Annotated in this window: 23 protein-coding genes and 2 pseudogenes; 3 read left to right on the forward strand and 22 right to left on the reverse strand. The window is 44.6% G+C overall.

From position 1 onward, the window contains the following. Positions 1-68: 68 nt before the first annotated feature. Together ygeW and arcC are read left to right on the forward strand one after the other, a co-directional pair. On the forward strand, positions 69-1,262 hold the full coding sequence (gene ygeW / locus AB5642_RS04245) for a knotted carbamoyltransferase YgeW (protein ID WP_118583376.1): 1,194 nt from the start codon (positions 69-71) through the stop codon (positions 1,260-1,262). Positions 1,263-1,549: 287 nt separating this feature from the next. Further along, positions 1,550-2,497 carry a carbamate kinase gene (gene arcC / locus AB5642_RS04250; protein WP_179988296.1) on the forward strand — a complete coding sequence of 316 codons (948 nt, stop codon included), beginning with the start codon at positions 1,550-1,552 and terminating at the stop codon, positions 2,495-2,497. Between the two features lie 122 nt (positions 2,498-2,619). Here the strand turns inward: arcC and AB5642_RS04255 are convergent, their stop codons facing one another. From AB5642_RS04255 to AB5642_RS04335, 17 genes and pseudogenes are all read right to left on the reverse strand, one after another. Beyond that, on the reverse strand, positions 2,620-2,907 hold the full coding sequence (locus AB5642_RS04255; protein ID WP_148463361.1) for a BMC domain-containing protein: 288 nt from the start codon (positions 2,905-2,907) through the stop codon (positions 2,620-2,622). A 23-nt stretch (positions 2,908-2,930) separates the two neighbouring features. After that, entirely contained in the window at positions 2,931-3,230 is a 300-nt protein-coding gene (locus tag AB5642_RS04260) for a BMC domain-containing protein (RefSeq protein ID WP_118583374.1), read from the reverse strand. Between the two features lie 317 nt (positions 3,231-3,547). After that, entirely contained in the window at positions 3,548-4,258 is a 711-nt protein-coding gene (locus AB5642_RS04265; protein ID WP_148463360.1) for an NTP transferase domain-containing protein, read from the reverse strand. Then, positions 4,255-4,980, reverse strand: coding sequence for a selenium cofactor biosynthesis protein YqeC (yqeC, locus tag AB5642_RS04270; protein ID WP_148463359.1), 726 nt, complete (start codon positions 4,978-4,980; stop codon positions 4,255-4,257). The genes AB5642_RS04265 and yqeC overlap by 4 nt, the downstream gene beginning before the upstream one ends. 148 nt (positions 4,981-5,128) lie before the next feature. Next, a complete protein-coding gene (gene yqeB / locus AB5642_RS04275; RefSeq protein ID WP_148463358.1) occupies positions 5,129-5,950 on the reverse strand; it encodes a selenium-dependent molybdenum cofactor biosynthesis protein YqeB in 822 nt (273 codons plus the stop codon). A gap of 419 nt (positions 5,951-6,369) precedes the next feature. Beyond that, positions 6,370-6,861: a xanthine dehydrogenase subunit XdhC gene (gene xdhC / locus AB5642_RS04280; protein WP_148463357.1), complete on the reverse strand. Its 492-nt coding sequence runs from the start codon at positions 6,859-6,861 to the stop codon at positions 6,370-6,372. Next, complete coding sequence (xdhB, locus tag AB5642_RS04285) at positions 6,858-7,844, reverse strand: xanthine dehydrogenase subunit XdhB (protein ID WP_148463356.1); 987 nt, start codon at positions 7,842-7,844, stop codon at positions 6,858-6,860. Before xdhB ends, xdhC begins: the two co-directional genes overlap by 4 nt. 17 nt (positions 7,845-7,861) lie before the next feature. Next, on the reverse strand, positions 7,862-10,135 hold the full coding sequence (gene xdhA / locus AB5642_RS04290) for a xanthine dehydrogenase subunit XdhA (protein WP_148463355.1): 2,274 nt from the start codon (positions 10,133-10,135) through the stop codon (positions 7,862-7,864). Positions 10,136-10,416: 281 nt separating this feature from the next. Beyond that, positions 10,417-10,518, reverse strand: a complete 102-nt coding sequence (locus AB5642_RS04295; RefSeq protein WP_306467715.1) for a DUF6783 domain-containing protein — start codon at positions 10,516-10,518, stop codon at positions 10,417-10,419. 10 nt (positions 10,519-10,528) lie between these two features. Further along, on the reverse strand, positions 10,529-11,020 hold the full coding sequence (locus AB5642_RS04300; protein WP_173718091.1) for a 4Fe-4S binding protein: 492 nt from the start codon (positions 11,018-11,020) through the stop codon (positions 10,529-10,531). 3 nt (positions 11,021-11,023) lie between these two features. Then, entirely contained in the window at positions 11,024-13,606 is a 2,583-nt protein-coding gene (gene xdh, locus AB5642_RS04305) for a selenium-dependent xanthine dehydrogenase (RefSeq protein ID WP_148463353.1), read from the reverse strand. A gap of 218 nt (positions 13,607-13,824) precedes the next feature. Continuing rightward, entirely contained in the window at positions 13,825-16,824 is a 3,000-nt protein-coding gene (gene ygfK, locus AB5642_RS04310) for a putative selenate reductase subunit YgfK (protein WP_368371474.1), read from the reverse strand. Positions 16,825-16,826: 2 nt separating this feature from the next. Next, positions 16,827-18,164 carry a putative aminohydrolase SsnA gene (gene ssnA, locus AB5642_RS04315; RefSeq protein WP_148463351.1) on the reverse strand — a complete coding sequence of 446 codons (1,338 nt, stop codon included), beginning with the start codon at positions 18,162-18,164 and terminating at the stop codon, positions 16,827-16,829. Positions 18,165-18,322: 158 nt separating this feature from the next. Then, positions 18,323-18,436: a DUF6783 domain-containing protein gene (locus AB5642_RS04320; RefSeq protein WP_368371475.1), complete on the reverse strand. Its 114-nt coding sequence runs from the start codon at positions 18,434-18,436 to the stop codon at positions 18,323-18,325. Between the two features lie 108 nt (positions 18,437-18,544). After that, the gene (locus AB5642_RS04325; RefSeq protein ID WP_118583352.1) at positions 18,545-19,138 is read right to left on the reverse strand and encodes a histidine phosphatase family protein; all 594 of its coding nucleotides are present in this window, start codon (positions 19,136-19,138) and stop codon (positions 18,545-18,547) included. Further along, positions 19,131-19,511: a bifunctional adenosylcobinamide kinase/adenosylcobinamide-phosphate guanylyltransferase gene (locus AB5642_RS04330; protein ID WP_148463350.1), complete on the reverse strand. Its 381-nt coding sequence runs from the start codon at positions 19,509-19,511 to the stop codon at positions 19,131-19,133. The genes AB5642_RS04325 and AB5642_RS04330 overlap by 8 nt, the downstream gene beginning before the upstream one ends. Next, a pseudogene (locus AB5642_RS04335) lies at positions 19,447-19,634 on the reverse strand (DUF6783 domain-containing protein); the annotation flags it as partial. The gene AB5642_RS04330 and the pseudogene AB5642_RS04335, both read right to left, overlap by 65 nt. Between AB5642_RS04335 and AB5642_RS04340 the strand changes: the two are divergent. Further along, positions 19,617-19,664: pseudogene (locus tag AB5642_RS04340) on the forward strand (DUF6783 domain-containing protein); the annotation flags it as partial. The pseudogenes AB5642_RS04335 and AB5642_RS04340 sit on opposite strands and share 18 nt — an antisense overlap. A 36-nt stretch (positions 19,665-19,700) precedes the next feature. Here AB5642_RS04340 and cobS read toward each other — a convergent pair. The 5 genes from cobS to AB5642_RS04365 are packed head-to-tail and all read right to left on the reverse strand — an operon-like array spanning position 19,701 to position 23,407. Further along, entirely contained in the window at positions 19,701-20,465 is a 765-nt protein-coding gene (cobS, locus tag AB5642_RS04345; RefSeq protein WP_330590186.1) for an adenosylcobinamide-GDP ribazoletransferase, read from the reverse strand. Beyond that, positions 20,452-20,994, reverse strand: coding sequence for a bifunctional adenosylcobinamide kinase/adenosylcobinamide-phosphate guanylyltransferase (locus AB5642_RS04350; RefSeq protein ID WP_148463349.1), 543 nt, complete (start codon positions 20,992-20,994; stop codon positions 20,452-20,454). Before AB5642_RS04350 ends, cobS begins: the two co-directional genes overlap by 14 nt. A gap of 1 nt (position 20,995) precedes the next feature. Beyond that, complete coding sequence (cobT, locus tag AB5642_RS04355) at positions 20,996-22,048, reverse strand: nicotinate-nucleotide--dimethylbenzimidazole phosphoribosyltransferase (RefSeq protein ID WP_173716607.1); 1,053 nt, start codon at positions 22,046-22,048, stop codon at positions 20,996-20,998. After that, the gene (locus AB5642_RS04360; RefSeq protein WP_148463347.1) at positions 22,045-22,461 is read right to left on the reverse strand and encodes a GtrA family protein; all 417 of its coding nucleotides are present in this window, start codon (positions 22,459-22,461) and stop codon (positions 22,045-22,047) included. Before AB5642_RS04360 ends, cobT begins: the two co-directional genes overlap by 4 nt. Further along, the gene (locus AB5642_RS04365; protein WP_148463346.1) at positions 22,445-23,407 is read right to left on the reverse strand and encodes a glycosyltransferase family 2 protein; all 963 of its coding nucleotides are present in this window, start codon (positions 23,405-23,407) and stop codon (positions 22,445-22,447) included. The genes AB5642_RS04360 and AB5642_RS04365 overlap by 17 nt, the downstream gene beginning before the upstream one ends. Between the last annotated feature and the right edge of the window lie 358 nt (positions 23,408-23,765).

Consider the following 23,765-nt stretch of genomic DNA (forward strand, 5'->3'; position numbering starts at 1 on the left):
AAATCAATATGACGGTTTCTTAATATTCTCTGTACCAGATAAATTTTATTTATATAAGGAGAAAATTCATGAAAACATTACAGGATTATATCGACAAGCTTAACAGCCTTAACTTCAAAGAAATGTACAACAACGACTTCTTCTGGACATGGGATAAAACAGACGAGGAGCTGGAGGCTGTTTTCACAGTTGCTGACGCCCTCCGCTTCATGAGAGAGCACAATATTTCCACGAAGGTATTCGAGAGTGGTCTGGGAATCTCCATTTTCCGTGACAACTCCACACGTACCCGTTTCTCCTTCGCTTCTGCCTGCAACCTTCTTGGACTTGAAGTACAGGATCTGGACGAGAAGAAATCCCAGATTGCACACGGTGAGACCGTTCGTGAGACAGCCAACATGGTATCTTTCATGGCTGATGTAATCGGTATCCGTGATGATATGTACATCGGTAAGGGACATACTTATCAGAAAGATTTTATGGATGCTGTAACAGAAGGAAACAAAGATGGCATTCTTGAGCAGAGACCTACTCTTGTAAACCTTCAGTGTGACGTTGATCATCCTACTCAGTGTATGGCAGATATGCTTCACATCATCCACGAATTCGGCGGTGTCGAGAATCTGAAAGGCAAAAAGCTTGCTATGACATGGGCTTACTCTCCTTCCTATGGTAAACCACTCTCCGTTCCACAGGGTGTCATCGGACTTATGACACGTTTCGGTATGGACGTTGTTCTGGCGCATCCGGAAGGATACGATGTAATGCCAGAGGTTGAGGAAATTGCCAAGAAAAATGCTGAGAAGTCCGGCGGTTCTTTCACAAAGACAAACAGCATGGAAGAAGCATTCAAAGATGCCGATATCGTTTATCCAAAGAGCTGGGCTCCATTTGCAGCAATGGAAAAACGTACCAACCTCTATGGTGAAGGCGACTTCGACGGAATCGATAAACTGGAGAAAGAGCTTCTTGCTCAGAACGCAGAGCACAAAGACTGGGCTTGCACAGAAGAGCTTATGAAGACTACCAAGGACGGCAAAGCGCTTTACCTGCACTGTCTGCCAGCTGATATTACAGGCGTAAGCTGTGAGACCGGTGAGGTTGATGCAAGCGTATTTGACCGTTACCGTATCCCGCTTTATAAAGAAGCAAGCTTCAAACCATATGTAATTGCAGCAATGATCATGCTCTCCAAATTTGAAAACCCACAGGATATCCTGAAAAAACTGGAAGTAAAGGCTGCTCCGAGAATTATGGAATAATGCTTTTCAGGGGGCTGTAGGAATACAGCCCTTTTTTGTTCTCATTTTTGATGGTATTTCTTATACTTGATATATTTTTAGTATATCAAATGTTACTGTTCACTCCGCGACCAGTAACTATCAAATTGCTATTTTATAGATTGTTTACGATAATATTTATAGAAGTGGTTATATTAGAGTATCGCCCACACAGGCTTTCTGCGGAATATTTATCGCAATTCGCAGGAATGATTTTTTTAACAAACTCTGGTTTACTCCTTCCTAAATATTTATCAGAGGAGGTTTTTATGATATATAAAAGAAAACGTATCGTGGTTGCCCTTGGCGGCAACGCACTTGGAAATACACTTCCAGAACAGATGATAGCAGTAAAATCTACTGCAAAGGCGCTCTGCGACCTTATTGAGGAAGGTCACCAGGTAGTTGTGGTTCACGGAAACGGACCACAGGTAGGTATGATCAACAACGCTATGACTGCTCTTACCCACGAAGATCAGGCACAGCCAAACACTCCGCTCTCTGTCTGTGTAGCTATGAGCCAGGCTTACATTGGCTATGACCTTCAGAACGCGCTCCGTGAAGAGCTTCGCAAACGTGGCTTCATGCGTACACCGGTTGTCACCGTTGTCACACAGGTTCGTGTAGATCCTGAGGATCCTGCATTTGAAAATCCAAGCAAACCAATTGGTAAATTCCTTACCAAGGAAGAAGCTGATTTCCAGGCAAAAGCCTACGGGCATGTTATGAAAGAAGACGCAGGCCGCGGCTACCGCCGTGTGGTTGCTTCTCCCAAGCCAGTGGAAATCGTAGAGCAGGATGCTATCAACAGCCTTGTAGATGCCAACAAGATCGTCATCTGCTGTGGCGGGGGCGGAATCCCGGTAACCTTAGAAGGCCACCATCTAAAAGGTGCTTCCGCAGTCATTGACAAAGATTTTGCAAGCTGCCTGCTTGCAAAGCAGCTGGATGCAGATATGCTGATCATTCTGACGGCTGTGGAAAAAGTTGCCGTTAATTTTGGCAAAGAAAATGAGAAATGGCTGGACGATCTTACTGTTTCCCAGGCCAGAAAATACATTGAAGAAGGCCAGTTTGCCGCTGGATCTATGCTGCCGAAGGTTCAGGCCTGCGTAGACTTTGCAAGCTCCGGCACCGGCCGCACAGCTATGATCACGCTGTTGGAAAAGGCAAAAGATGGTATTATGGGAAAGACAGGGACACAGATTCATTTGTAAGAAGTGTTTGGGACTGATAGAGTCACCAATAATAGAAATTTGACCTAAAAGCTCACTTAGATTTTTTAGCAGGGTATGGTTTACACCATACCCTTTTTATACGCCAGAGCGTGTTTGAAAAATCATTTATGATGTTTCTCTTCCTCTTCTTCCACCAGTCGCGATGTTTCTTCTGATGGTGCTGAAATCACGGCTGCTGCCACGATTTCACAAGGCGGATTCTCTTTCACCGCATCTACCGCAGCCTTCACTGCAGCTACATCACCGCTTAAAAATACAGTTGCATGACCTCCGCACTTGGTATGCCAGGTACGGAATTCTACATCTGATGTTTTCAGCATCTGGTCAAGGACAACTACCGCATTGCAGCTTCCCAGAACCTCTACCAATCCTAATGCTCCATAAGACATCTTCTATTTCCTCCTGACATGTTCTATTTGTTAATGGTCATCTTAAGTGCTGTTTCCGTGTCTGCTGTGGGGGATGCAATTACCGTATGGGAAACGATTTTACCAAGGGGCTTCGCAGTCTCCAATGCCACTTCCATAGCTGCATTTACATCGGAAACACTGCCGCGCATTTTTACACAGGCTCCACTTTTCAGTCGGTTTCTCTCTACGCTCTGGATCTTTACATTTGCAGCCTTGGATGCTGCATCAAGAGCCACAAAGCAGGCTACCAGGTTATCCAGTTCAAACACCCCAACTGCCATGCCATCATAGTTATCTGCCATTTTATCCTCCTTGTAAGACGGGAAAATGGGGTACTGCTCACTCTGTTCACGTAAAACACCCACGGAACTCTTCTTGCAAGCAGAAATAAAAACACTTCTCCCGACTGCTTTCTTTTCCATTAGTATACCTTGTTTTTATCATAATTACAAGTAATTTCTGGCTGGAATCTCACACAAATTCACAAAATACAACAAAATCCCACATTTTATATTCAAATATCGTTTTCAACTGCTTCCGTGTATAAAAGATTCCATACTTTTGCTCATTTTTTCTGAAATGTCATATATTAGACAATAGCTTTTAAAGAGAGCGTTCTTTACAATTTAACATCCATATCAGTAAGTTCCTTCACATCATTCACCTTCAAAACAACCGTATCATCTCTATGTGCAGTTATCACAGCTTTACCACCTTTATCTCCGTTAATGGAGAGCAGGGAGTCGTAATATTTTTTTGTAAAAATGCAGGGGTTTCCAAGTTTTCCTTCGCAGGAGACACAGGCGATTCCTTTGCCTGATGTTTTTAGGAGGGTGATGAGCTGGCGAATTGTGGCGATGGTGAGCCAGGGCTGGTCGGAAACGGTAAAAAGGCAGGCATCAACGTCTAAGTTGGCTTTTAAGCCGATTTTCAGGGAGGAGGAGATTCCCTCGTCCGGATGAGGGTTGATGTATACGTTTACACCCAGGGATCTTGCGGCCTGCTCTATTTCTTCGTACTGGGTGACTACTGTTATTCTTTTATAACACTCTCTCTGTTTAAATAATTTCCCCTTTATTTCACCAAGAGGTGCAATTACTTTATTGCATTCTATATGTTCTTCTTTATAGCCTTCCTCATTCTGCTTTTCCAAATGTTCACCGCATTCCACTTTTTCAATACACTCTGTTTCTTCAAGCCATTCTGCCACGATCAGCAGTTTCTCCAGAATATGCCGGTACATAGGCTTCCCTTCGATCTCATATAAAAGCTTATTTCTTCCAAACCGACGGCTGTTTCCAGCTGCCAGCATAATCAATGCAATCTTCATAATTTTTCTGCCTCTCTTAAACTGCCATATGCGGCTATTGTGCCTTGCTTCGCCAGGTCTTCTACTATATGCTCTGCCGGAGAAGAATCGTGCAATACGTCTGCTTTATTTAAATATACACGGTAAACTTTATGGTCTACATTTTTATACAAACCGTGAACAGAGGTTGCTATTTTTTCTATGTCTTCTTCGGTAACAGGTGCTTCCAGATTTTTTTCAAGAAAAGAGCTGGTGTATTCGGCACGGTGGGCGGTCTCACAGATGGGTTTGCCAAGACAGTCCAGACCGATCACACTTACTACTACGTCTGCAAAATCAGGAATTGCCGGTTCCCAGTCAGCAGGAACCTTCAAGGGTTTTCGTTTCGCTCCGTCTGCTTCGATCAGCATAACATCACAAAAAGGAACCAGTTTCTTCAATGCTGTTTCCTCTATGGCACACATTTTTCCAGAAGTTTCTTCAATATCGGCAACTGCTGCAAAACCGTGTTCTTTCAATATTTCCGAGACTTGCTCAAGATCAGTACTCTTTACCAGAGGCAGCATGGGATCATATGCCATATGGGTAGTTGTGGAAATAATCACTTTTTTACCCAAAGCCTGTAATTCTTCATTCAGACGGTAAATCAGACTTGTCTTTCCACCACCACCGACTACAGCGATCACTGGGTATTTCTCTATATCAAGTTTTAATAAGTCCAGAAAATAACCGTATCTTTTCATCCTGACCTCCTTCACGCCAATTATTTTCATGCAATGATTCTTTGCCTGACTTCGTAACCTTAAAAAACAATTCTATAAAAAGTACATAGGCTTCATAACATTCCCCAAGCCAAAACATGTTAATAAATGCAATGTGACCAAACAGGATCTAGAGCGTATTTGGCAATACACCCTCACTGAGCAAAATCTCCACCACACTTCCAGCAATACATCTGGCCTTATCCGAAATGGTAAAGCAGTTCTTCTTCTCCTCTTTTCTGGGATCAATATCGGCGATTTTCATTCCAACAGGAACATTGTAGCCTTCCTTTATAATTCCCCTTAATACGCCTGTTATAGAGGCTTCTACAGGGGTTTCTCCCACGTAGGCAAGAATCTGTCCTTTCTCTACAATATCGGCAATATGGGCCATATTATGGATTCTGCCGACACCCGGGGAGTGGATCACACGTTCTTTACTGACACCGCCTACCATTCCGGGGACACCCGTATTTGGAATTGCCGGACCCTCAGTAATGATTCTGGCAAGATCGTGACCTCGCATGGTTTCCACAACGTAATCCACGTCTTCCCCGGCAAAAAAGCCTGGTCCCAGACCAATGGTAAGAGGTGCCATATTTCTTGAAGTTCCAAGATTTCTCTTTGCAAGAATTGCATCTACCAGAGCAGCTACCTTGCCTTGCGCAGAAAGTTCAATCATACAATCGCCTGCCGGATCGACCATAAGTGGAATTTCCCCTGCTTGCCAGACTTGCTCGCATTCTTCCAGAGAATCTATTCTTCTGCAAAGAATCCCTTCTACTGCTGCTGTCCCATCATACACAGCTTCGCAAAACGCTACCTTTCTGCGGATCGCACTTGGTTTTTCACATTCTAAGATCAGTACACGATAGCCACAGCGATGCAGTCTGTGGATCACGCCGCTTGCCAGGTCTCCGCCGCCGCGGACTATTATACACTTGTCACTCATATTTTTTTCCTGCCCATTTTTAATATTTTAGAAAAGGCGGGGAAGTCCCCGCCCTCTGATATTTTTGTATTATAACAATATTGCTACATGCTAATCGTTTTTTCATTTGATTTAATCAATTTCATAACAATATTGTGTTGCAATTAATATTATAACACTTTTCCCATTTACAGTATAGTATAAAATACATTTTTAATATAGAACCCACAAACAGTAGATTACTGTTCACTCCGTTCACAGCAACATGCTTCACGATGCACAGCAACATGCTTCACGATGCACAGCAACATGCTTCACGATGCACAGAAATCATGCATTCGCATGATTTCTGTGCCGCACTTCTCGGGTTTTCTGTGAACTACGTTCACAAAAAACAGCACGCGGAATGCCACCAGTAAACAGTAACAACAGCACTTAAATTATTTACCCTCAGCTGTCATATTCTCCTTATTCACCTTCTCCACTGCATTCACAATATTCTCATACCCTGTACAGCGGCAAAGATTTCCTGCCATATGCTTGCGGATGGCATCTCTCGTAAGCTTCTCGCCCCGCTCAAGAAGCACTGTGGCAGACATAACAAAGCCTGGTGTGCAGAATCCGCACTGGATAGCGCCTTCCTCAATAAAAGCTTCCTGAATCCTGGTAAGTTCGCCGTTTTTCTCAAGACCTTCCAGGGTGCGGATATTCTTTCCCTCAGCCCAGACTGCCAGATAAATACAGGAGTCAATGGTCTCGCCGTCAATGATCACAGTGCAGGCACCGCATTCACCTACTTCACAGCCTTTCTTCACAGAGGTAAGCCCAAGGCGGTTTCGCAGCATGTCAAGAAGGGATTCTCTCACATCCACATACTCAGCTACCTCTTTTCCGTTTACGATACACTGTACCAGCCGCATATCCTTTTTCATGACTGCTCACCTCCTGTTACATTCTCCGCATCAGATGAAGGATAAATTTTTCCATTTGAACTTATATTTTCGCCTGAAGTTGTCCGGACATCCGGCACTACAACTCCCGTCACCATTCCCCTGCGAACACTCTCCTTCAGCGCGCGTTTCGCGATTTCTCCGCCAATCTGCAGTCGGAACGCCTTAGAAGCACGCCAGGAATCTCTGGGATTGATTTCTTCCCTTACCAGCTCTTCCACCTTCTGGTAAAGCTCCTCGCCAATTTTCATGCCCCTCAGCGCCTCTTCCGTCTTCTCACACCGATACGGCACGGGTGCAGCTACACCAAAGGTGATCCTTACATCCTCTAGAACCTTTTTCAGAGGATTGATTCTGCTGACTACACTACAGCTCAGGGTCGCAATATCCATTGCATTTCGCATGGAATACTTAATATAAAATCCATGATATCCCTGATAATCCTTCCCAGGGATCACAATGTGGGTGAGCACATCTCCCTGATGCAGATCCACCTTACCAGGTCCCAGATAAAAATCCCTGATGGGAACCATCCGTCCACCAGTTCCATCTGCGATCCGCAACATGGCATTCAGTGAAAAAAGTGTAGGTGCACTGTCCGCACTGACCGCACCATTACAGACATTTCCGCCAATAGTACCAATATTGCGGACTTGGGGTCCACCAACCTGATCTACTGCTTCCCCCAGAACCGGAATCAGCTTCTGAATCACCGGATCATTGGTCACATGGGAAAAAGTAGTTCCTGCACCAATATAAATATCACCAGAATCCATCAGCCGGATTCCCTTGATTTCCTTAATATCACGAATGCTCACTAATGATGTACCGGCCATTTTGCCCTCACGGATCTTGATCAGCACATCACTTCCCCCGGAAATCACCCTTGCATCCGGATGCTCCTTCAAAAGAGTTACCGCTTCCTTAATGGTCTCTGCATTATAATAATTTTCAATATCGTACATTCCTCATGCCCCCTTTCTCAGATCAGTCCGGCCTTTGTAAAACCGTCTATCAGTCTTTGCGGTGTCAGAGGAATCTCAGAAAAGCCGATGCCAGTTGCATGAAGCACAGCATTCCGGATGGCCGGTGCACTTGGAATTGCAGGAGGCTCGCCTAGGGCTTTATTTCCATATGGTCCCATTGGATCGTTCAGTTCTACAAACTCAGCAGTCAGATCCGGAGTATCCATCATTGTCATCATTTTATAATCCAGCAAAGTCCCATTTAATGGTCTTCCTGTTTTCTCATCGATAAGAAGCTGCTCAGAAACTCCATAACCGATTCCCATGAACATACCGCCATGAACCTGCATTGCTGCAAGCTGCGGATTCAAAAGGGTTCCACTGTCATGAACATTCACAATATCCAGAACCTTGATCTTACCAAGTTTCATATCTACTTCTACTTCCGCAAAACAACAGCCGCTGGCAACTGTATTCTTCTTCACCTGTCTGGAAACCTCTGCTGTAAGGACAGAAGAATTACTCAGACTGTAATAGCTCTCCATAGCCAGATCCTCAAGGGAAATCGCAGGCTTGCCATCTGCCAGAATATAACCATCCTCCAGTTCCAGCCGGTCCACATTACCTGGGACCAGTGTTCTGGCATATTCTAAGATCTTCTGCTTCAGCTGCTGCGCACATTCCTTCACAGCTGTACCGGTGACAAAGGACTGTCTGGAAGCATACGCACCTGTATCAAAAGGCGTCACATCTGTATCCTGCTGGGTTACAATATGTACCCTGGAAATATCCATATGTAAGGTCTCTGCTGCCATCTGGGAAAATACAGTATCCGCGCCCTGTCCAATCTCTGTAGCACCAACCTGCAGCTGTACACTTCCATCCTGATTCAGAGACAGCCTTGCACCTGCAATTTCCAGAGAAATTGGCCATACACCAGTCTTATAGGAAAACAGCGCCATACCAACTCCACGCCGGATATCGCCAGTCTGGTTCTGATATGCTTTCCGTTTCTCATCCCAGTGAATATACTCTGCTCCTTTTTCCAGGCACTCAAAAATACCGTTGGTATTCGCTGCGATTGGCTTCAGATAGGCATCTTCATAATAGCCATGGATCAGATTTTTTCTGCGGAATTCCAGCGGATCCATACCGATTTCATAAGCAATATCATCCATAAAGCTCTCTGTGGCAAAGCAAACCTGAGGAATACCATATCCTCTCATCGCCCCTGCTGTAGGACAGTTGGTATAGACGGTATATGCTTCTCCTCGGATATTTGGGCATGCATACTGAAGTCTGCTGGCCGTCAGACCATTGGCTGCTATGGCATGTCCGTGGGATGCATAAGCTCCCTGATTGGAATAGGTAGTCATCTCTTTTGCAAGAAGATGTCCTTCTGCATCTACGCCTGCTTCCATGTCATATTCAATGGAGTGACGGGTTCTGGTATTGGTAAAGGTCTCCTCACGTGTAAGCTCAATCTTCACAGGACGACCGCCCACCTGCATGGTGAGAAATGCATTCAGAGGTTCATAAAGCACCTCCTGCTTGTTGCCAAAACCACCGCCTACATAAGGCTTGATCACACGTACCTGCCCCCAGGGGATTCCAAGTGCCTGGCCAACAATACGGCGTACAATATGTGGAATCTGTGTGGAAGAAACCACCACGACCCTTCCCTTTTCCATATAGGCGTAAGAAATATTATTCTCAATATGGCAGTGCTGGACAATAGGTGTCTTATAGCTTCTTTTCAGCTTCACGGCAGCCTTCTCCATTGCGCTGTCCACATCTCCGATCGCAAAGCTGGATCTTGCCAGAATGTTATCCTTCTTGTCAAGATGAATGGGATGCTCCGTTCCACGCATGGAAATCTTCGGGCTCACGACCACCGGATATTCCTCATATTCTACTTTGATCAGCTTCAATGCCCTGGAAGCTGTCACTTCGTCCTCAGCTACTACAGCTGCAATATCATCGCCATAATACCGTACTCGTCCGGTGAGCAGATTACGGTCTGCCACATCCTGATGAGCAAGCTCCACGGACCAGGGATGTCCTGGGGTGGGATAACAATGATTCGGTACGTCCTTAAAGGTAACTACCTTTACTACGCCGTCCAGAGCCTCTGCTTCGCTGGTATCAATGAATTTTACCACGCCATTTCCGATCTTTGCATGATAAACCCTGGCTACCAGACACTTATTCAGAATCAGGTCATCTGTAAATTTCGCACGTCCTGTCACTTTCTCATAAGCGTCTACTCTTGGAACACTCTTTCCAATCATATGCTTCACCTTCTTTATATTTTTTGCAGCGGATGCCTCCAATCCGCCCTTTACCCCCTCATAAAGGAATGGCCGACGCCGTTCAAAAAACAAGTTTACGGTTCTTCTTTGAACTGATCGTCGGCCCCTTATGCTTCTTCTCTTTCCGTCTCAACCTAAAAAATATTGTACAAAATATTCTTTCAATGCAAAATTATTGTATCATATTTCACCGGTGTTTTGCAATAATTTTATAAATAATTTAGCTGTTTTATCTGTATAATTTTGAAATTTCTGCAAATTCAAAGCTCTATCAGCCTGGAGCATGTCTGGAAAATCATTCCCGCAATCTTCATTCCCTGCTTTGCGGTATATTTCGCCATGGAATATTGCGTAACTGTCATAATCGCTTCTCTAATTTTTCGCCGTATAAATCCCCCGCAGATCGTAAATCGCATGTCTTGGACACTTCACTGCGCACATTCCACAGCTCAGGCAGACAGACTCTTCTATCACTGCACAGTTATCTGTAACCCGGATTGCCCCGGCCGTACAGGTCTTCTCGCAGATTCCACAGCCAATACAGCTGACTTCACACTGTTTTTTTGCCTCTGCCCCTTTACTCTTATTTGAGCATTTTACTACGATCCAATTGGCACATTCATGGACATGAATGATCTGCTGTGGACATACCTTCCCACATGCCCCGCAGCCAATGCATTTTTCTTCATCTATTTCCGCCACACCATACTCATTCAGGGAAATAGCGCCAAATTTACATTTCTCCACACAGGCTCCACAGCCAATACATCCATCTTTGCATCCATTGTCCCCTGCTGTAACCCTGCACCCCCCATTACATGCCACAACAGCTGACCGATACGGAAATTTCTTCTTTACTGCCATCTCTCATCCCTTCCTTTCATATGGTGTTTCACTAAGAGGAAGGCTGTAACGCCTTACACCATCTCTTCGGAAATAGGCATCTGCTATTGCGGGTGCGGTGGGAATGGATGTAATTTCTCCAATACCAATAGCACCGCAAGCAACCTTAAGGCCTGGCTTGTCGATAACAATGGCATCGATCTTCGGAATCTCATGTGCACGGAAAAGACCTAAAGAACCATACTTGGAAATAGGTTTACAGTTCTCATCAATGGGATATTTTTCCCGCAGGGCAAATCCTATGGACATTACCACACCACCCTCGATCTGCCCCTCACAGGACAAAGGATTTACCGCTTTTCCCACATCATGAGCAGCAACTATCTCTTCAATTTTACCTGTCTTGGAATCCAAAATACAAACCTGGGTAGCATATCCATAAGCAACATGGGATACCGGATTGGGCACATTTGCACCAAGAGGATCGGTCTTCGCAAGATATTCTGCATAATAAACCTTACCGATCATATCTTCTACGCTTAATCCTGCTTTTTTATCCTCCATCAGTTTCTCACAGGCTCTTCTGCAAGCCTCACCGGTGATCAATGTCTGTCTGGAACCGGATGTAGTTCCGGAATCTGGTGAAATCCAGGTATTGCTGCGCTCGTAAATGATATCCTCTCTTTTTATATCTGTATTACTCACGATCATCTGGGTCAGTACTGTGCCAAGCCCCTGTCCAATACAGGAAGCTCCTGAGTAGATGTGAAGCTTCTTATCCTCTTCATAAATCAGTTTCACGCGGCCAGTGTCCGGAATTCCAACACCAACACCCGCATTCTTCATGGCGCAGCCAATGCCCACCGCTTTTCCTGCTGCCAACGCAGCTTCATATTTCGGCTGTACCGCTTCTAAGGTCTCCACAAGACCTGTGGAATCGTCAACAATCTGACCATTTGGAAGTGTTTCCCAGGGCCGGATCGCATTGCGGTAACGAATTTCCCAGGGAGTGATTCCCACCTTATCTGCCATCATATTCAGAAGTGTCTCTGTCGCAAAACAGGTCTGGGTAACTCCGAATCCGCGAAATGCTCCTGCCGGCGGATTATTGGTATAGTAAGCCGTTCCCTCAATTTCAAAGTTTTCGTAGTGATAAGGACCTGCTGCATGGGTACATGCGCGCTCCAGAACCGGACCGCCAAGAGATGCGAATGCACCTGTATCCGCGGCAACCTTTGCCTTTACTCCCATGATATTTCCATTTTCATCACAGCCCATGGTCATATCCATATAAAAAGGATGGCGCTTAGGATGAACCAGCAGGGATTCTGCTCTTGTAAGCTTCATCTTAACCGGTTTCTTCGTTACATAGGTAAGAAGCGCGCTTAAATGCTGCACAGTCATGTCTTCCTTACCGCCAAATCCGCCGCCTACTAGCGCATTTTGTACCTTTACTTTGTCTGTACCAAGAACTAAGCTGCATTCGTGCAGAGTCTGATGTGCTGACTGGTCTGTGGAATATACAAAAACATCTCCGTCTTCATCATAAAAAGACACAGCACATTCCGGTTCCAGAAATGCGTGTTCCGTCCATGGTGTCTCAAAATGATGGGAAATCACATATTTGGAATTTTTTATAGCCTCTGCTGCATTTCCCCGGCTGATATGTTTATATGCACAGATATTGTTCTCTTCCTCATCAAATACCTTTGGTGCATCTGGTTTCGCTGCCTCTTCAATCGTATGAATGTGAGGAAGTACCTCATACTCAACCTGGATCAGCTTCGCTGCCTTATCCGCAGTCTCTTTATCCCTGGCTGCCACAAGTGCAATGGCATCTCCCAGATAATGGGTAAGCCCTCCTATCGGAATCAGGGTATACTGATCATGCTTCAAATGCCCGATTTTATTCTCTCCTGGAATATCTTCCGCCGTAACAACTGCCTCTACCCCAGGAAGTGCCAGTGCCTTGGTCTTATCAATGGAAAGCACCCTTGCACGCGGATATTTACTTCTCAGTGCTGATCCATAAAGCATACCATCCAGGTAAAAATCGTCTGGATATTTTCCGGTACCAAGAACCTTTTCCCCAACATCGATTCTTGCTACGCGGGAGCCAATATGCCAGTCGTTGTTAATTTCTTCCGGAAGTGTCCCCTCCTGCATAACTTTAGCCGCGATCCGTACTGCATCTATAATTTTTACATATCCGGTACAACGGCAATAATTGTTACGCAAGGCATATTTGATTTCTTCATCAGTGGGCTCTTTATTCACATCCAGAAGAGCTTTCGTGCACATTACCATGCCAGGAATGCAAAAGCCGCACTGTACAGCACCAGCCTTTCCGTATGCATACGTATATACCTTTTCTTCCCACTCTGTCAGACCTTCTACTGTAATGATATTTCTGCCATCCAGCAGATCTGTATCCGGCACACAGGCCTTACAGGTTCTGCCATCGATAATCACTGTACAGGCTCCACAGGCACCCTCACTACAACCATCTTTTACAGAAGTCAGATGTAACTCATCACGGAGAAATCTGAGCAGCTTTTGATTTTTTTTCGTCTCTACCCTCTGGCCATTGACTGTAAATACTGCCATGTTGGACTCTCCTTTCTACTACCCCATGAAAGTCAGATGCTTTTAACTGCGCTCCTAAACTTTCACAGTGAACTATGAGAAACACATTCTGAAGGTTTCCCAAATTATCGCAGCAGTCACCAAGATCTTATGCATAAACATACTTCGGCTCGCTGCCTGTCAAAATATAGACACTGTCCACAGCCCTTAAAAAGCTGTGGACAGTATTTTCTATTACTTTATTTAGTTATCAGATATCCATAATCATCGATCACTGCACAGATCAGCTTCTTCAAACCGTCATACAGTTTATCTGCCGGATCGTCTGCCTTGCAGTCTGTAATCTGGCCTACAAATCTGACCTTACATGTCTTATTCTCTTTATCCAGAACAACAAAACCATCGTTCTTACTGTCTGCCATGTCTTTCTCGTTTGCAAACAGAGTAAATTTATCCTTGTATGGTGCACTTGCGTATGGGCAGAAGCTCTTACAGTTACCGCACTCATTACACATATAATCTACGTGGATGACCTGATTCATAGCCATTCCAGGAACCTTGATGGAAATATTGGCACGGTTCGGGCACACATCTACACAGTTCTCACAGACTTTGTTACAGGTAAGACATCTCTCTTCCTCTGTCTTCGCCTCTTTACTGTGCTTCAGGATACCTTTCTTTTCGAAACAGTCTTTCACATCACCTGTCACAGCTGCATCTCTGGTAATCTCTTTGCCAAGAATATCTTTCACTGCCAGCTGTGCATCCCGGATTCCCTCTACGATGGTTGCTGCGCCTCTGGCACCGTCTCCGGCAACATAGACACCACTCACGCTGGTTTCAAGAGTTTTATCGTTGACCTTTGCTTTTCCTCTTTCATCTACTGCGATCTGGTTGGCAGTGTAGAAATCGGTATCAATCTTTTCTCCAACAGCTACGATCACGGTGTCAGCCGGAACCTCTACCACATCTACAGTCTCGGTTACACCTGCACGTCCGGAAGCATCCATCTGGCCGAGCTTCATCTTCTTGCAGAGCAGTCTGCCGCCATCAAGACTTACCGGAGAAAGAAGTTCCTTAAACTCAACGCCCTCCTCCAGAACTTCCAGAAGCTCATCCTCTGCAGCTGGCATATAGCGCTTGGTTCTTCTGTATACAAGATAAACATGCTCTACACCTTCTGTGCGTTTCGCAGCTCTTGCAGTGTCCATAGCAGTGTTTCCGCCGCCGATTACAACTACATTTTTGCCAATATTCAGCTTACCATCATTTGCCTTGAAATCACGAAGAAACTTCAGAGCGTTAACGGTCTCACCTTTTTCCAGTTTCAAAGTGCCAGGCTTGCCAGCTCCAATTGCCAGGATCACAGCATCATAGCCCTGTGCTTTCAGATCTGCCACAGAAGTGATTTCTGTATTTGTGCAGATCTCTACACCCATCTTCTGGATGAAAGAAATATCTTTGTCAATGGCGTCGTCTCCAATACGGAATCCAGGTATCACGTAACGGATCACGCCGCCGGCTTTCTCTTCTTTTTCAAAAATGGTAACTGCTGCGCCCTCTCTTGCAAGGAAGTAAGCAGCTGCAATACCTGCAGGACCGCCACCAACTACGGCGACCTTCTTACCGTTTGGCTCGCCAGCCTTGATCTCACCGATCAGCTGCTCATAGCCATGCTCTGCTGCTGTCAGCTTGGTGCCACGGATATTTACGGATTCTTCGTAGAAATTACGGGTACATTTGGTCATACAGTTGTGTGCACATAAGGTACCTGTAATAAATGGCAGGGAATTTTTCTCAAGGATCACTTCAAGTGCTTCTTTATATTTCCCCTCACCAGTCAGTGCTACATACTGTGGAATATCCTGATGGATTGGACATCCTTCAGAACACGGTGCATAGAAGCAGTCCAGAAGAGGAACTTCTTTTGTGCTCTTTCTGTTCGGAACCGGCTTAATGTTCTTCACGTGATGCCCATCAGTAATAGCATCTGCTGCCAGCTTCTTCAGTGCATCCACATCGATTCCTTCCCATTTCTTCGGGCAGATTCCTTCCACCTTATCCGCTACCTGGGTAAATCTCTGATAGCCGCCTGTCTTCAAAAGGGTGGTAGCCATGGTTACAGGCCAGATACCGCATCCCACAATTTTGTCAATATTGTAATAATCTGCACCTCCGGAATAGGAAATTCGAAGCTTTCCTGCGAATTCAGCAGAAAGTTTGGCTGCAAGGGAAATGGACAGCGGGAACAAAGCTTTGCCGGACATGTACATTTCTTCACTTGGAAGCTCATTTCGGGTAACATCAACCGGGAAAGTATTGGTAATCTTTACACCAAATTCCAGACCCAGTTCTTCGGATAATTTCATCAGACGTGTAAGCATGGGGACTGCATCCTCATACTGCAAATCGTCTCTGAAATGGAAATCGCCGAATACCATATAATCATATCCCATCTCATCCATGGTCTTTCTTGCAAAATCATAGCCAAGAAGGGTCGGGTTGCACTTTACAAAGGTATTCAGATGTTTCTCTGTAAGCAGATAATTTGCAATGCTCTCAATCTCCTGTGGAGGACATCCATGCAGTGTGGAGATCGTAGCAGAATTACAGACATTGGATGGGATTGCTTCGATGTCTTCTCTGGTAAAGTTCTGGAACTTGTCAGCATTGTCCCAAAGCCATTTTCTGCATTCCTGGAAAATAACAGTTTCCTTTGCTTCCATCATTCCGTCAATAAAGGTATTGACCTTGTCTCCCTTAATTCCTGCAAGATCATATCCTACGGAAATATTAAACTGGAACCCATCCTGTGCACCCAGGCCGAATTCTTTTGCGATCACATGAAGGATAAACCATGCCTTGATGTACTCGCCCATCGCGTCCGGAACAGTCAGCTCAGTTGACCATTCGCAGTTATATCCCTCATCATCTGCAAGAATGCACGGTTTATTCACACATGCTGAAAGCTCTGCGCCATCCATCTTCTGAACTGTCTTCAGCTCAAAGAAACGGGCTCCTGCATAATAAGAAGCGATGATATTCTGTGCCAGCTGGGTGTGGGGACCTGCTGCCGGTCCCACTGGTGTCTCCAGGTTTCTGGTAAAAATAGTCATATCATTCTTCGGATCTGCTGTGTATGGGCGATGTACCCCAAATACAGTGTCCTGCCCTTTTTTCTCCTGAAGGACCCAGTCCATCAGCTGCCCGAAAGGCATACATGTCATAATATCGCTCATATTTATTTTCCTCCGTTAATATCGTCAGCCAGTTCCTGTGCAGACTGACGGCAGTCAGCCATAACCTTATCTACGTCACAAACCAGCACTTCCCTGTCTTTCATAAGAACCTTGCCGTTACATACAGTAGTCACAACGTCATGTCCTGTAGTTCCAAACAGAAGATGTCCGTTTACATTGTCTGCTCTCATAGGTGTAAGCGGGTTGTAATCCATTACGATTACATCTGCAGCTGCCCCCTCTTTCAGAACACCAAGTGGTTTCTTAAAGTAACGGTTGGCAATAACTGCATTGTTCTCAAAGAGCATCTTGGGAACCTCACCCCATGCAGCATTTGGATCGCAGAGATGATGCTTATGAAGGATATTGGCAACCTTCCAGGATTCCAGCATATCGTGGGTGTATCCATCAGTTCCAAGTCCTGTAACGATTCCCTTATGTACCAATTCCATAGTAGGTGGACATCCACAGGCATTTCCCATATTGGATTCCGGATTGTGGACAACCATGGTGTCAGTCTCTTTAATTAAATCCATCTCATGCTCGTTAATATAAATACAATGTCCCAGAAGCGTCTTCGGCCCAAGAATATTCCAATCGTAAAGTCTGTCTACAATTCGTTTGCTGTGCTCCTTCAGGCACTGATGAAGGTCATAGATTCCCTCTGCAACATGAATATGATAGCCAACACCGTCTGGCTTCAGTTCGTTACACAATTCCATGGTCTCATCGGAAATAGTGAAAGATGCATGCATGCCCATCATAGCAGCGATCATGTCGCTGTCATCTGCAAGTGCGTGTTTGATAAAGTTCACATTCTCCATTACAGATTCTCTGGACTTGTCCATGCCGTCACGGTCGGAAATTTCATAGCAAAGGCAGGTACGGACACCAAGATCCTTAGCTGCTGATTCAATAGCACTGAGGGAACCGGTAATATGTCCAAAGCTTGCATGGTGATCAAATACAGTCGTTACACCATTCCGGATACTGTCGATGTAAGTAGCCATCGCAGAAAGTCTGGTCTGCTCCAGGGTAAGATGACGGTCAATGGTCCACCACTGTCCATCCAGAATATCCAGAAAGCCCTTGGGATTATATCCTTTAATACTCAGACCTCTGGCAAAAGAGCTGTAGATATGCTCATGGGTATTGATAAATGCAGGCATGATAACTCCGCCTCTGGCATCTACAAATTCTCCATCCGGATATGCCTTCTTCACCTCATCTGTAGTCCCCACCATAACTATGGTGTTACCATCCATTGCAACTGCACCGTTCTCTATAAATGCCTTGGATGCGTCCCGTGTGATCATTCTTCCATTACCAATAATAAGCATATGGCATCCTCCTTTACTTGTTAAAATTGTTGAATCAAATAGCACAATTCAACATTTTTTAGGATATTTTATACAGATAATGTAACACATTCCCATATAAATTTCAATAGGAAATCTAAAAATATTTTTGGCTTTCTCAAAATTTTTGTTCAAATAAACTAACTGAGCACAGCCAAAACACGCTCTAGGGCATGTTTGAAAATGCTTTCTACAAGCTGTACGTCACAATTCGAGGGAGATTTTGCCCGCAGTCTGCATAAACATGAAAACAAGGCAGTCTGTCAATTAAACAAACTGCCTTGTTCTCTCTATTAATGGATTTTTCAAACAAGCTCTAATCCATAGCTGATTTTCCATCTGCATTATTCGTATATGTATCTTTATAACTCCCGGATCACATGCAAGAATTTCCGGCCCTTTTTCCATAATTCAGGATCAATTTCCACCTCATAGCCTTTGCCATTCTGCACATGCCAGTCATAAAAAGAGCGGTCTTCGTCTGCATATTCTTCCATAACATTCATGATCGTACCGCCATGCACCACAAGTGCTGCCAAAGAAATCCCATTACGGAGACAACCATTTACAGCTTTCTGGAAGCCGGTCACATTGCGTCTTTTAAATTCCTCTCTGCTCTCTCCTCCCGGAAATGGCAATAGTCCACCAGAATCGATCCAGGACTGGTAATGTTCATTTCCGTCCAGTTCCTGATAATTTTTATTTTCAAATTCTCCAAAATCACATTCTGCAAGCTCATCAATAATATTCAGCTTTTTTCCGGGAAAAAGGATTCCTGCAGTCTGGGTACAGCGGATCATAGGACTTGCATAAACTGCCTGTACCTCCGGATAAGCAAGCTGCGCCAGCATATTCCCAGCCTCCGGACAAAGAGGTTCATCCGTTCTTTTTCCTATATATCTTTTTAACTTATTCCCCTGGGTTTCCCCATGACGAATCAGAATAAGTTTAAGCATTTTTGATCACCGTCCCAATTCCACATACTACACGTATTACCTTTTTGCTTTTTGATGCGAGATCCGTACAGACTCTTCCCACTGCCTCCCGGTATTTCCGGTCAAAAGCATCCATGGGGACAACGCCGTATCCTACTTCCTGACTTACCAGAATGATATCCGGATTTTTCTCCCATAATTCTTCTGCCAGTCTGGCCACATCTTTGTCTGCTTTTAATTCTTTTTTGATATACTCCTGAAAATCAAGGACGCCCTCTGCATTCATAAGCTCTTCTTTTTCCAGATCGGCTCCCTTTTTCCAGCAGACATCAGGATGATGTTCTTTTGCATATGTGCTCTTTCCCTGAAAAGCACCTCCAATGATCATTTCCATTGTTACAATTTCTCCTTTTTTCCCAGTTCCCGGAGCGTGTCTGTAAAAGACTTTCTGCAAGATGTACGTCACAATTTGTGGGAGATTTTGCCCGGATGAGGGCGCATAGCAGGCTACGACAACCGAATTCGGGCAAAATATACCGCAAAGTGGGGCGTGCAGATTGCGGGAATGATTTTTCAGACACGTCTAGATAAATACAGAAACAACAGCCAGTACAACAGCCATTCCCACCTCACAAAGGCACAGAAAATATCCTGCCAGGTCACCTGTGATCCCGCCAAAATATTTCATTGCTTTATAATGATAATAAAGGAAAACAAGTACTGCAGTTCCAAATGCCAGAATACCCATCACAGGCTGGATCCATATCATCACCGCCAGCAGAATTCCAAGATAGACGATCAGCACATTTCGCACGATCATATCTTCTGCTTTTCTGGAAAATTCTGCTACAGTTCCATCTTTACGTGCCTTTGGAAACATCATGACACTGATTCCGGACAAACATCTGGAAACCATAAATCCGAGAGCCATAATCAAAAGTGCCCGCCTGTCCGTCCACAACTGGCTGTAAGCTCCATACCATATCAGAAAAAAAGCACAGGCTGTAATAACCGCAAATGCACCGGCATGGGAATCTTTCAGAATTTCAAGACGTCTCTCCCTTTCCTGCCAGGAGCTTAATGCATCCGAAGTATCCAGAAGACCATCTACATGGATTCCACCTGTCACCATTACCGGAACCAGTACAAGAACTGCTGAGACAAAAGACGGATTAAATCCAAATTTTCCGCCTGCCCATCCTACCAGATAAGAAAGCGCTCCAATTACCAGGCCGATAAAAGGAAAAAAACAGAATGTATATTTCATATTCTCCTTGTTCCAGTCTGCCATTGGCATAGGGATTTTTGAATACATGGCAAATGCCACTTTAAAATTATTCCACAGCATTTTCAATGATTTTTCCTCCTTTATACCAGATTGGAATCCCATATACTACTTCAACCACCTCATCAGCCATTTTTCCAATGTTTTGATTGATTATCCCCAGATATTCCTGATAGCGGATGGTATCGCCCTCATAACTGGCTGCTTCGGAAAAAATCTCATTCGTGACAATCACCAGATGACGTACCTGGCTACTCAACTTTTTTATGCCTTCCAAAACGGCTTCCACAGTTTTTTCACCAGCCCCTTTTTCCTCAAACATCTCATTAGCGGCAAGATTGGACATACATTCCAGAAGAACCACAGCATTTTCCGGGAAATCCAGATTCTTCAATCCGGTATAGCATTCAACTGTCTCGAATCCTTTTCCTGCACGCATTTTCCGATGACGTGCCACACGCTTATGACTTTCCTCGTCATATGGATGCATGGTTGCAATATAGATTCTTTTTGCCGGTCCAAAAGATACTATTTTATCTTCTGCAAAAGCAGATTTTCCGCTTCCGCTTCCTCCGGTCACGACTGTCATCATATTAATTCAGCTCCTCGTACTGGTCCACGTGAATATCATCAAATGTACTTAATGTATTGTAAAGAGTAGCTCCCATATCAAGAAACGGACAAAGGGCAATGGCTCCAGTGCCTTCCCCAAGACACATGTCAGCATGAAGCACAGCTTCTTTTCCAAGCTCATCCAGAACAAGATGTGCTGCCGGTTCTTTTGACACATGACTGGCGATCATATAATCCGCTGCCTCCGGGCAAATTCTGGCTGCTACAAGTGCGGCAACTCCGGAAATAAAACCGTCAATAAGAACCGGAATCTGTAATGCAGCTCCACCAAGATACACACCTGCCATTCCTGCGATATCAAGACCTCCAACTTTTGCAAGCACGTCTATGGAATCTTTTGCATCCGGCTTATTTAAATCAATGGCTTTCTTAATCGCCTGAATCTTGCGGGTAAGCCCATCGCTGGAAAGTCCTGCACCACGGCCAGTCATGGTTTCCACAGGTTGCCCCAGAAGCACAGATGCAACTGCACTGCTGGTTGTGGTATTTCCAATTCCCATCTCACCAGTTGCAAAAAGACGATACCCCTGAGCCTTCAGTTCTTCTACCATAGCAATTCCTGCTTCAATTCCCTTTATGGCTTCGTCTCTTGTCATAGCCGGACCTTTCGTCATATTGCGGGTTCCATACATAACTTTCAGATCTGTACGTGCTGTAGTATCTCTTACCATTCCCACATCTACTGGCTTTACATCCACTCCACACTGGTGGCACATTACACATGCGGTAGTGGTTTCTTTTACAAAATTATCTGCTACAATTGCAGTGACTTCCTGTCCTGTCTGGGTAACCCCCTCTTCTACCACGCCATTGTCTGCACACATGGCAACAAGAGCCTTTTTTCCAAGATCCACTTTCTCTTCCCCTGTAATTCCAACGATCTGCGTAATCAGATCTTCCATTTTTCCAAGGGAATGGAGAGGCTTGGCGATGCTATCCCATCGTCTTCTGGCTGTTTTCATTTTTTCCTCATTCAGAGGCTTTATCTGTTTAAGTGTTTCTTCTAATGTCATGATTTCCTCCCGCTGGTAAATACCAGGAATTTACTGAATATGTAATTTAATGCCAGAACTACAAACTGGGTGATAAATTTGCCGACCATATCATTCATGTGTATGATTTCTGCAAAGAACCATACGCCTGCTACTTCGATCACCATTGTTACACCTCTCGCTCCGACAAATTTGCAGAATGGACGGATATGGTCTTTCAAAGTCTCGCATTTGTCCTGAAAAACAAATTTAGAGTTTACCACATAAGCAAAAAGAATTGCCAGAATAATCGAGATCACATTTGCAAGATCTCTTTGAACTCCTGCCTGGCGCAAAAGAAAAAAGCTCACCAAATTCACCAGTGTAGTACATCCTCCAAAAAACACATAACGTACCACATCACTGGCATACAGTTTCTTAATGAGAGCAGTCATGGTTTACCTCCTGATAGACATCCTCTTTTCCACGAAGAATCTGGGAAATGATATAACGTGGACGCCGTTTTACTTCTTCGTATATTTTTGCAATATAATAGCCGATGATTCCAAGACTGAGCATAATAGCGCTTCCAATAAGCAAAAGAACGATAAGGGTAGTTGTATATCCCTCTACCGCTCTGCCGGCAAAAAATTGTACCAGCGAATAAATAATCAAAATCAGGGAGCATCCAAAGCATGCCCCTCCTACGACCGTTACAAATTGCAACGGTGCTGTAGTAAAAGCCACAATATTGGTAAACGCGTATTTTATCAAGGACCAGGTAGACCACTTAGACTGTCCAGCTTCTCTGTCCCGCACCTCAAATTCCACATAAGTGGTCTTAAATCCCACCCAGGATGAGGTCGCACGGAAAAACATATTTCGTTCTGGCATAGAAAGAATACTATTCACTGCTTTCCTGTCCATCATTTTGAAATCCGAAGCATTCTGCATATTCACACCTGTAGCCTTGGACATGATTCCATAGAAAAAGCCAGCGCTCTCTTTGTGAAGCAGACTTTCCGTTCCTCTTGATTTCTTTACGCCTTCGATTACTTCCCATCCCTGCTCCCAGAGATGGTACATGGAAATCAAAGTTTCCGGCGGGTGCTGCAGGTCACAATCCATAACTGCCACCACATCTCCTGTAGCCTGGGCCATTCCTGCATATACTGCTGCTTCTTTTCCGAAATTTCTGGAAAAATGAACGCCAAGAACATTTCCATCTTCTTCTCCGGCTTTGGTGATTTCTTCCCAGGTTTTGTCTTTTGAGCCATCGTCAACAACAACTAGTTCGTAGGAAATGCCGGCTTCTGCTAATACTTCATGAAGAACACGACAGGTTTTTCCTACCATCAGTTCTTCGTTATAAGCTGGCAAAACCACTGATAATCTGCTCATTTTTTCATCCTCTTCTCTGCTGACAGCCTTGTATATTTATGTTTAAAACGTGACAGCAGATCTTATTCTTTTCGATTTTTCAACGTTCCCATTATATTACAAATCCAGTGGGCAGGCAACCTTAATTGATATTCTTCAGAATTTAATAACAAAAAAACGATAACCAACCGGCTACCGTTTCCGTTCTGTACCTTCAAAACTACATACATGTTACATCCTAATGGAATCATTTTACCTCTGCGTGAGTCCGGCAGCTACTTTATAACCGCCTTTCCCATTTCTTGGTCAAGCCCTCACCCTATTAGTAACAGTCAGCTCCGTGTGTTACCACACTTCCACCCCTGCCCTATCTACCTCG

Origin of the sequence: Ruminococcus sp. 1001136sp1_2201st1_G3_2201SCRN_220225 (assembly GCF_040924365.1) — a bacterium.
GTDB classification, from domain to species: domain Bacteria; phylum Bacillota; class Clostridia; order Lachnospirales; family Lachnospiraceae; genus Blautia_A; species Blautia_A faecis.

Coding starts and splice junctions, on each gene's coding strand:
- ygeW (WP_118583376.1), top strand. CDS start 69: ATGAAAACATTACAGGATTATATCGACAAGCTTAACAGCCTTAACTTC.
- arcC (WP_179988296.1), top strand. CDS start 1,550: ATGATATATAAAAGAAAACGTATCGTGGTTGCCCTTGGCGGCAACGCA.
- AB5642_RS04255 (WP_148463361.1), bottom strand. CDS start 2,907: ATGTCTTATGGAGCATTAGGATTGGTAGAGGTTCTGGGAAGCTGCAAT.
- AB5642_RS04260 (WP_118583374.1), bottom strand. CDS start 3,230: ATGGCAGATAACTATGATGGCATGGCAGTTGGGGTGTTTGAACTGGAT.
- AB5642_RS04265 (WP_148463360.1), bottom strand. CDS start 4,258: ATGAAGATTGCATTGATTATGCTGGCAGCTGGAAACAGCCGTCGGTTT.
- yqeC (WP_148463359.1), bottom strand. CDS start 4,980: ATGAAAAGATACGGTTATTTTCTGGACTTATTAAAACTTGATATAGAG.
- yqeB (WP_148463358.1), bottom strand. CDS start 5,950: ATGAGTGACAAGTGTATAATAGTCCGCGGCGGCGGAGACCTGGCAAGC.
- xdhC (WP_148463357.1), bottom strand. CDS start 6,861: ATGAAAAAGGATATGCGGCTGGTACAGTGTATCGTAAACGGAAAAGAG.
- xdhB (WP_148463356.1), bottom strand. CDS start 7,844: ATGTACGATATTGAAAATTATTATAATGCAGAGACCATTAAGGAAGCG.
- xdhA (WP_148463355.1), bottom strand. CDS start 10,135: ATGATTGGAAAGAGTGTTCCAAGAGTAGACGCTTATGAGAAAGTGACA.
- AB5642_RS04295 (WP_306467715.1), bottom strand. CDS start 10,518: ATGACAGTTACGCAATATTCCATGGCGAAATATACCGCAAAGCAGGGA.
- AB5642_RS04300 (WP_173718091.1), bottom strand. CDS start 11,020: ATGGCAGTAAAGAAGAAATTTCCGTATCGGTCAGCTGTTGTGGCATGT.
- xdh (WP_148463353.1), bottom strand. CDS start 13,606: ATGGCAGTATTTACAGTCAATGGCCAGAGGGTAGAGACGAAAAAAAAT.
- ygfK (WP_368371474.1), bottom strand. CDS start 16,824: ATGAGCGATATTATGACATGTATGCCTTTCGGGCAGCTGATGGACTGG.
- ssnA (WP_148463351.1), bottom strand. CDS start 18,164: ATGCTTATTATTGGTAATGGAAGAATGATCACACGGGACGCATCCAAG.
- AB5642_RS04325 (WP_118583352.1), bottom strand. CDS start 19,138: ATGCTTAAACTTATTCTGATTCGTCATGGGGAAACCCAGGGGAATAAG.
- AB5642_RS04330 (WP_148463350.1), bottom strand. CDS start 19,511: ATGGAAATGATCATTGGAGGTGCTTTTCAGGGAAAGAGCACATATGCA.
- cobS (WP_330590186.1), bottom strand. CDS start 20,465: ATGCTGTGGAATAATTTTAAAGTGGCATTTGCCATGTATTCAAAAATC.
- AB5642_RS04350 (WP_148463349.1), bottom strand. CDS start 20,994: ATGATGACAGTCGTGACCGGAGGAAGCGGAAGCGGAAAATCTGCTTTT.
- cobT (WP_173716607.1), bottom strand. CDS start 22,048: ATGACATTAGAAGAAACACTTAAACAGATAAAGCCTCTGAATGAGGAA.
- AB5642_RS04360 (WP_148463347.1), bottom strand. CDS start 22,461: ATGACTGCTCTCATTAAGAAACTGTATGCCAGTGATGTGGTACGTTAT.
- AB5642_RS04365 (WP_148463346.1), bottom strand. CDS start 23,407: ATGAGCAGATTATCAGTGGTTTTGCCAGCTTATAACGAAGAACTGATG.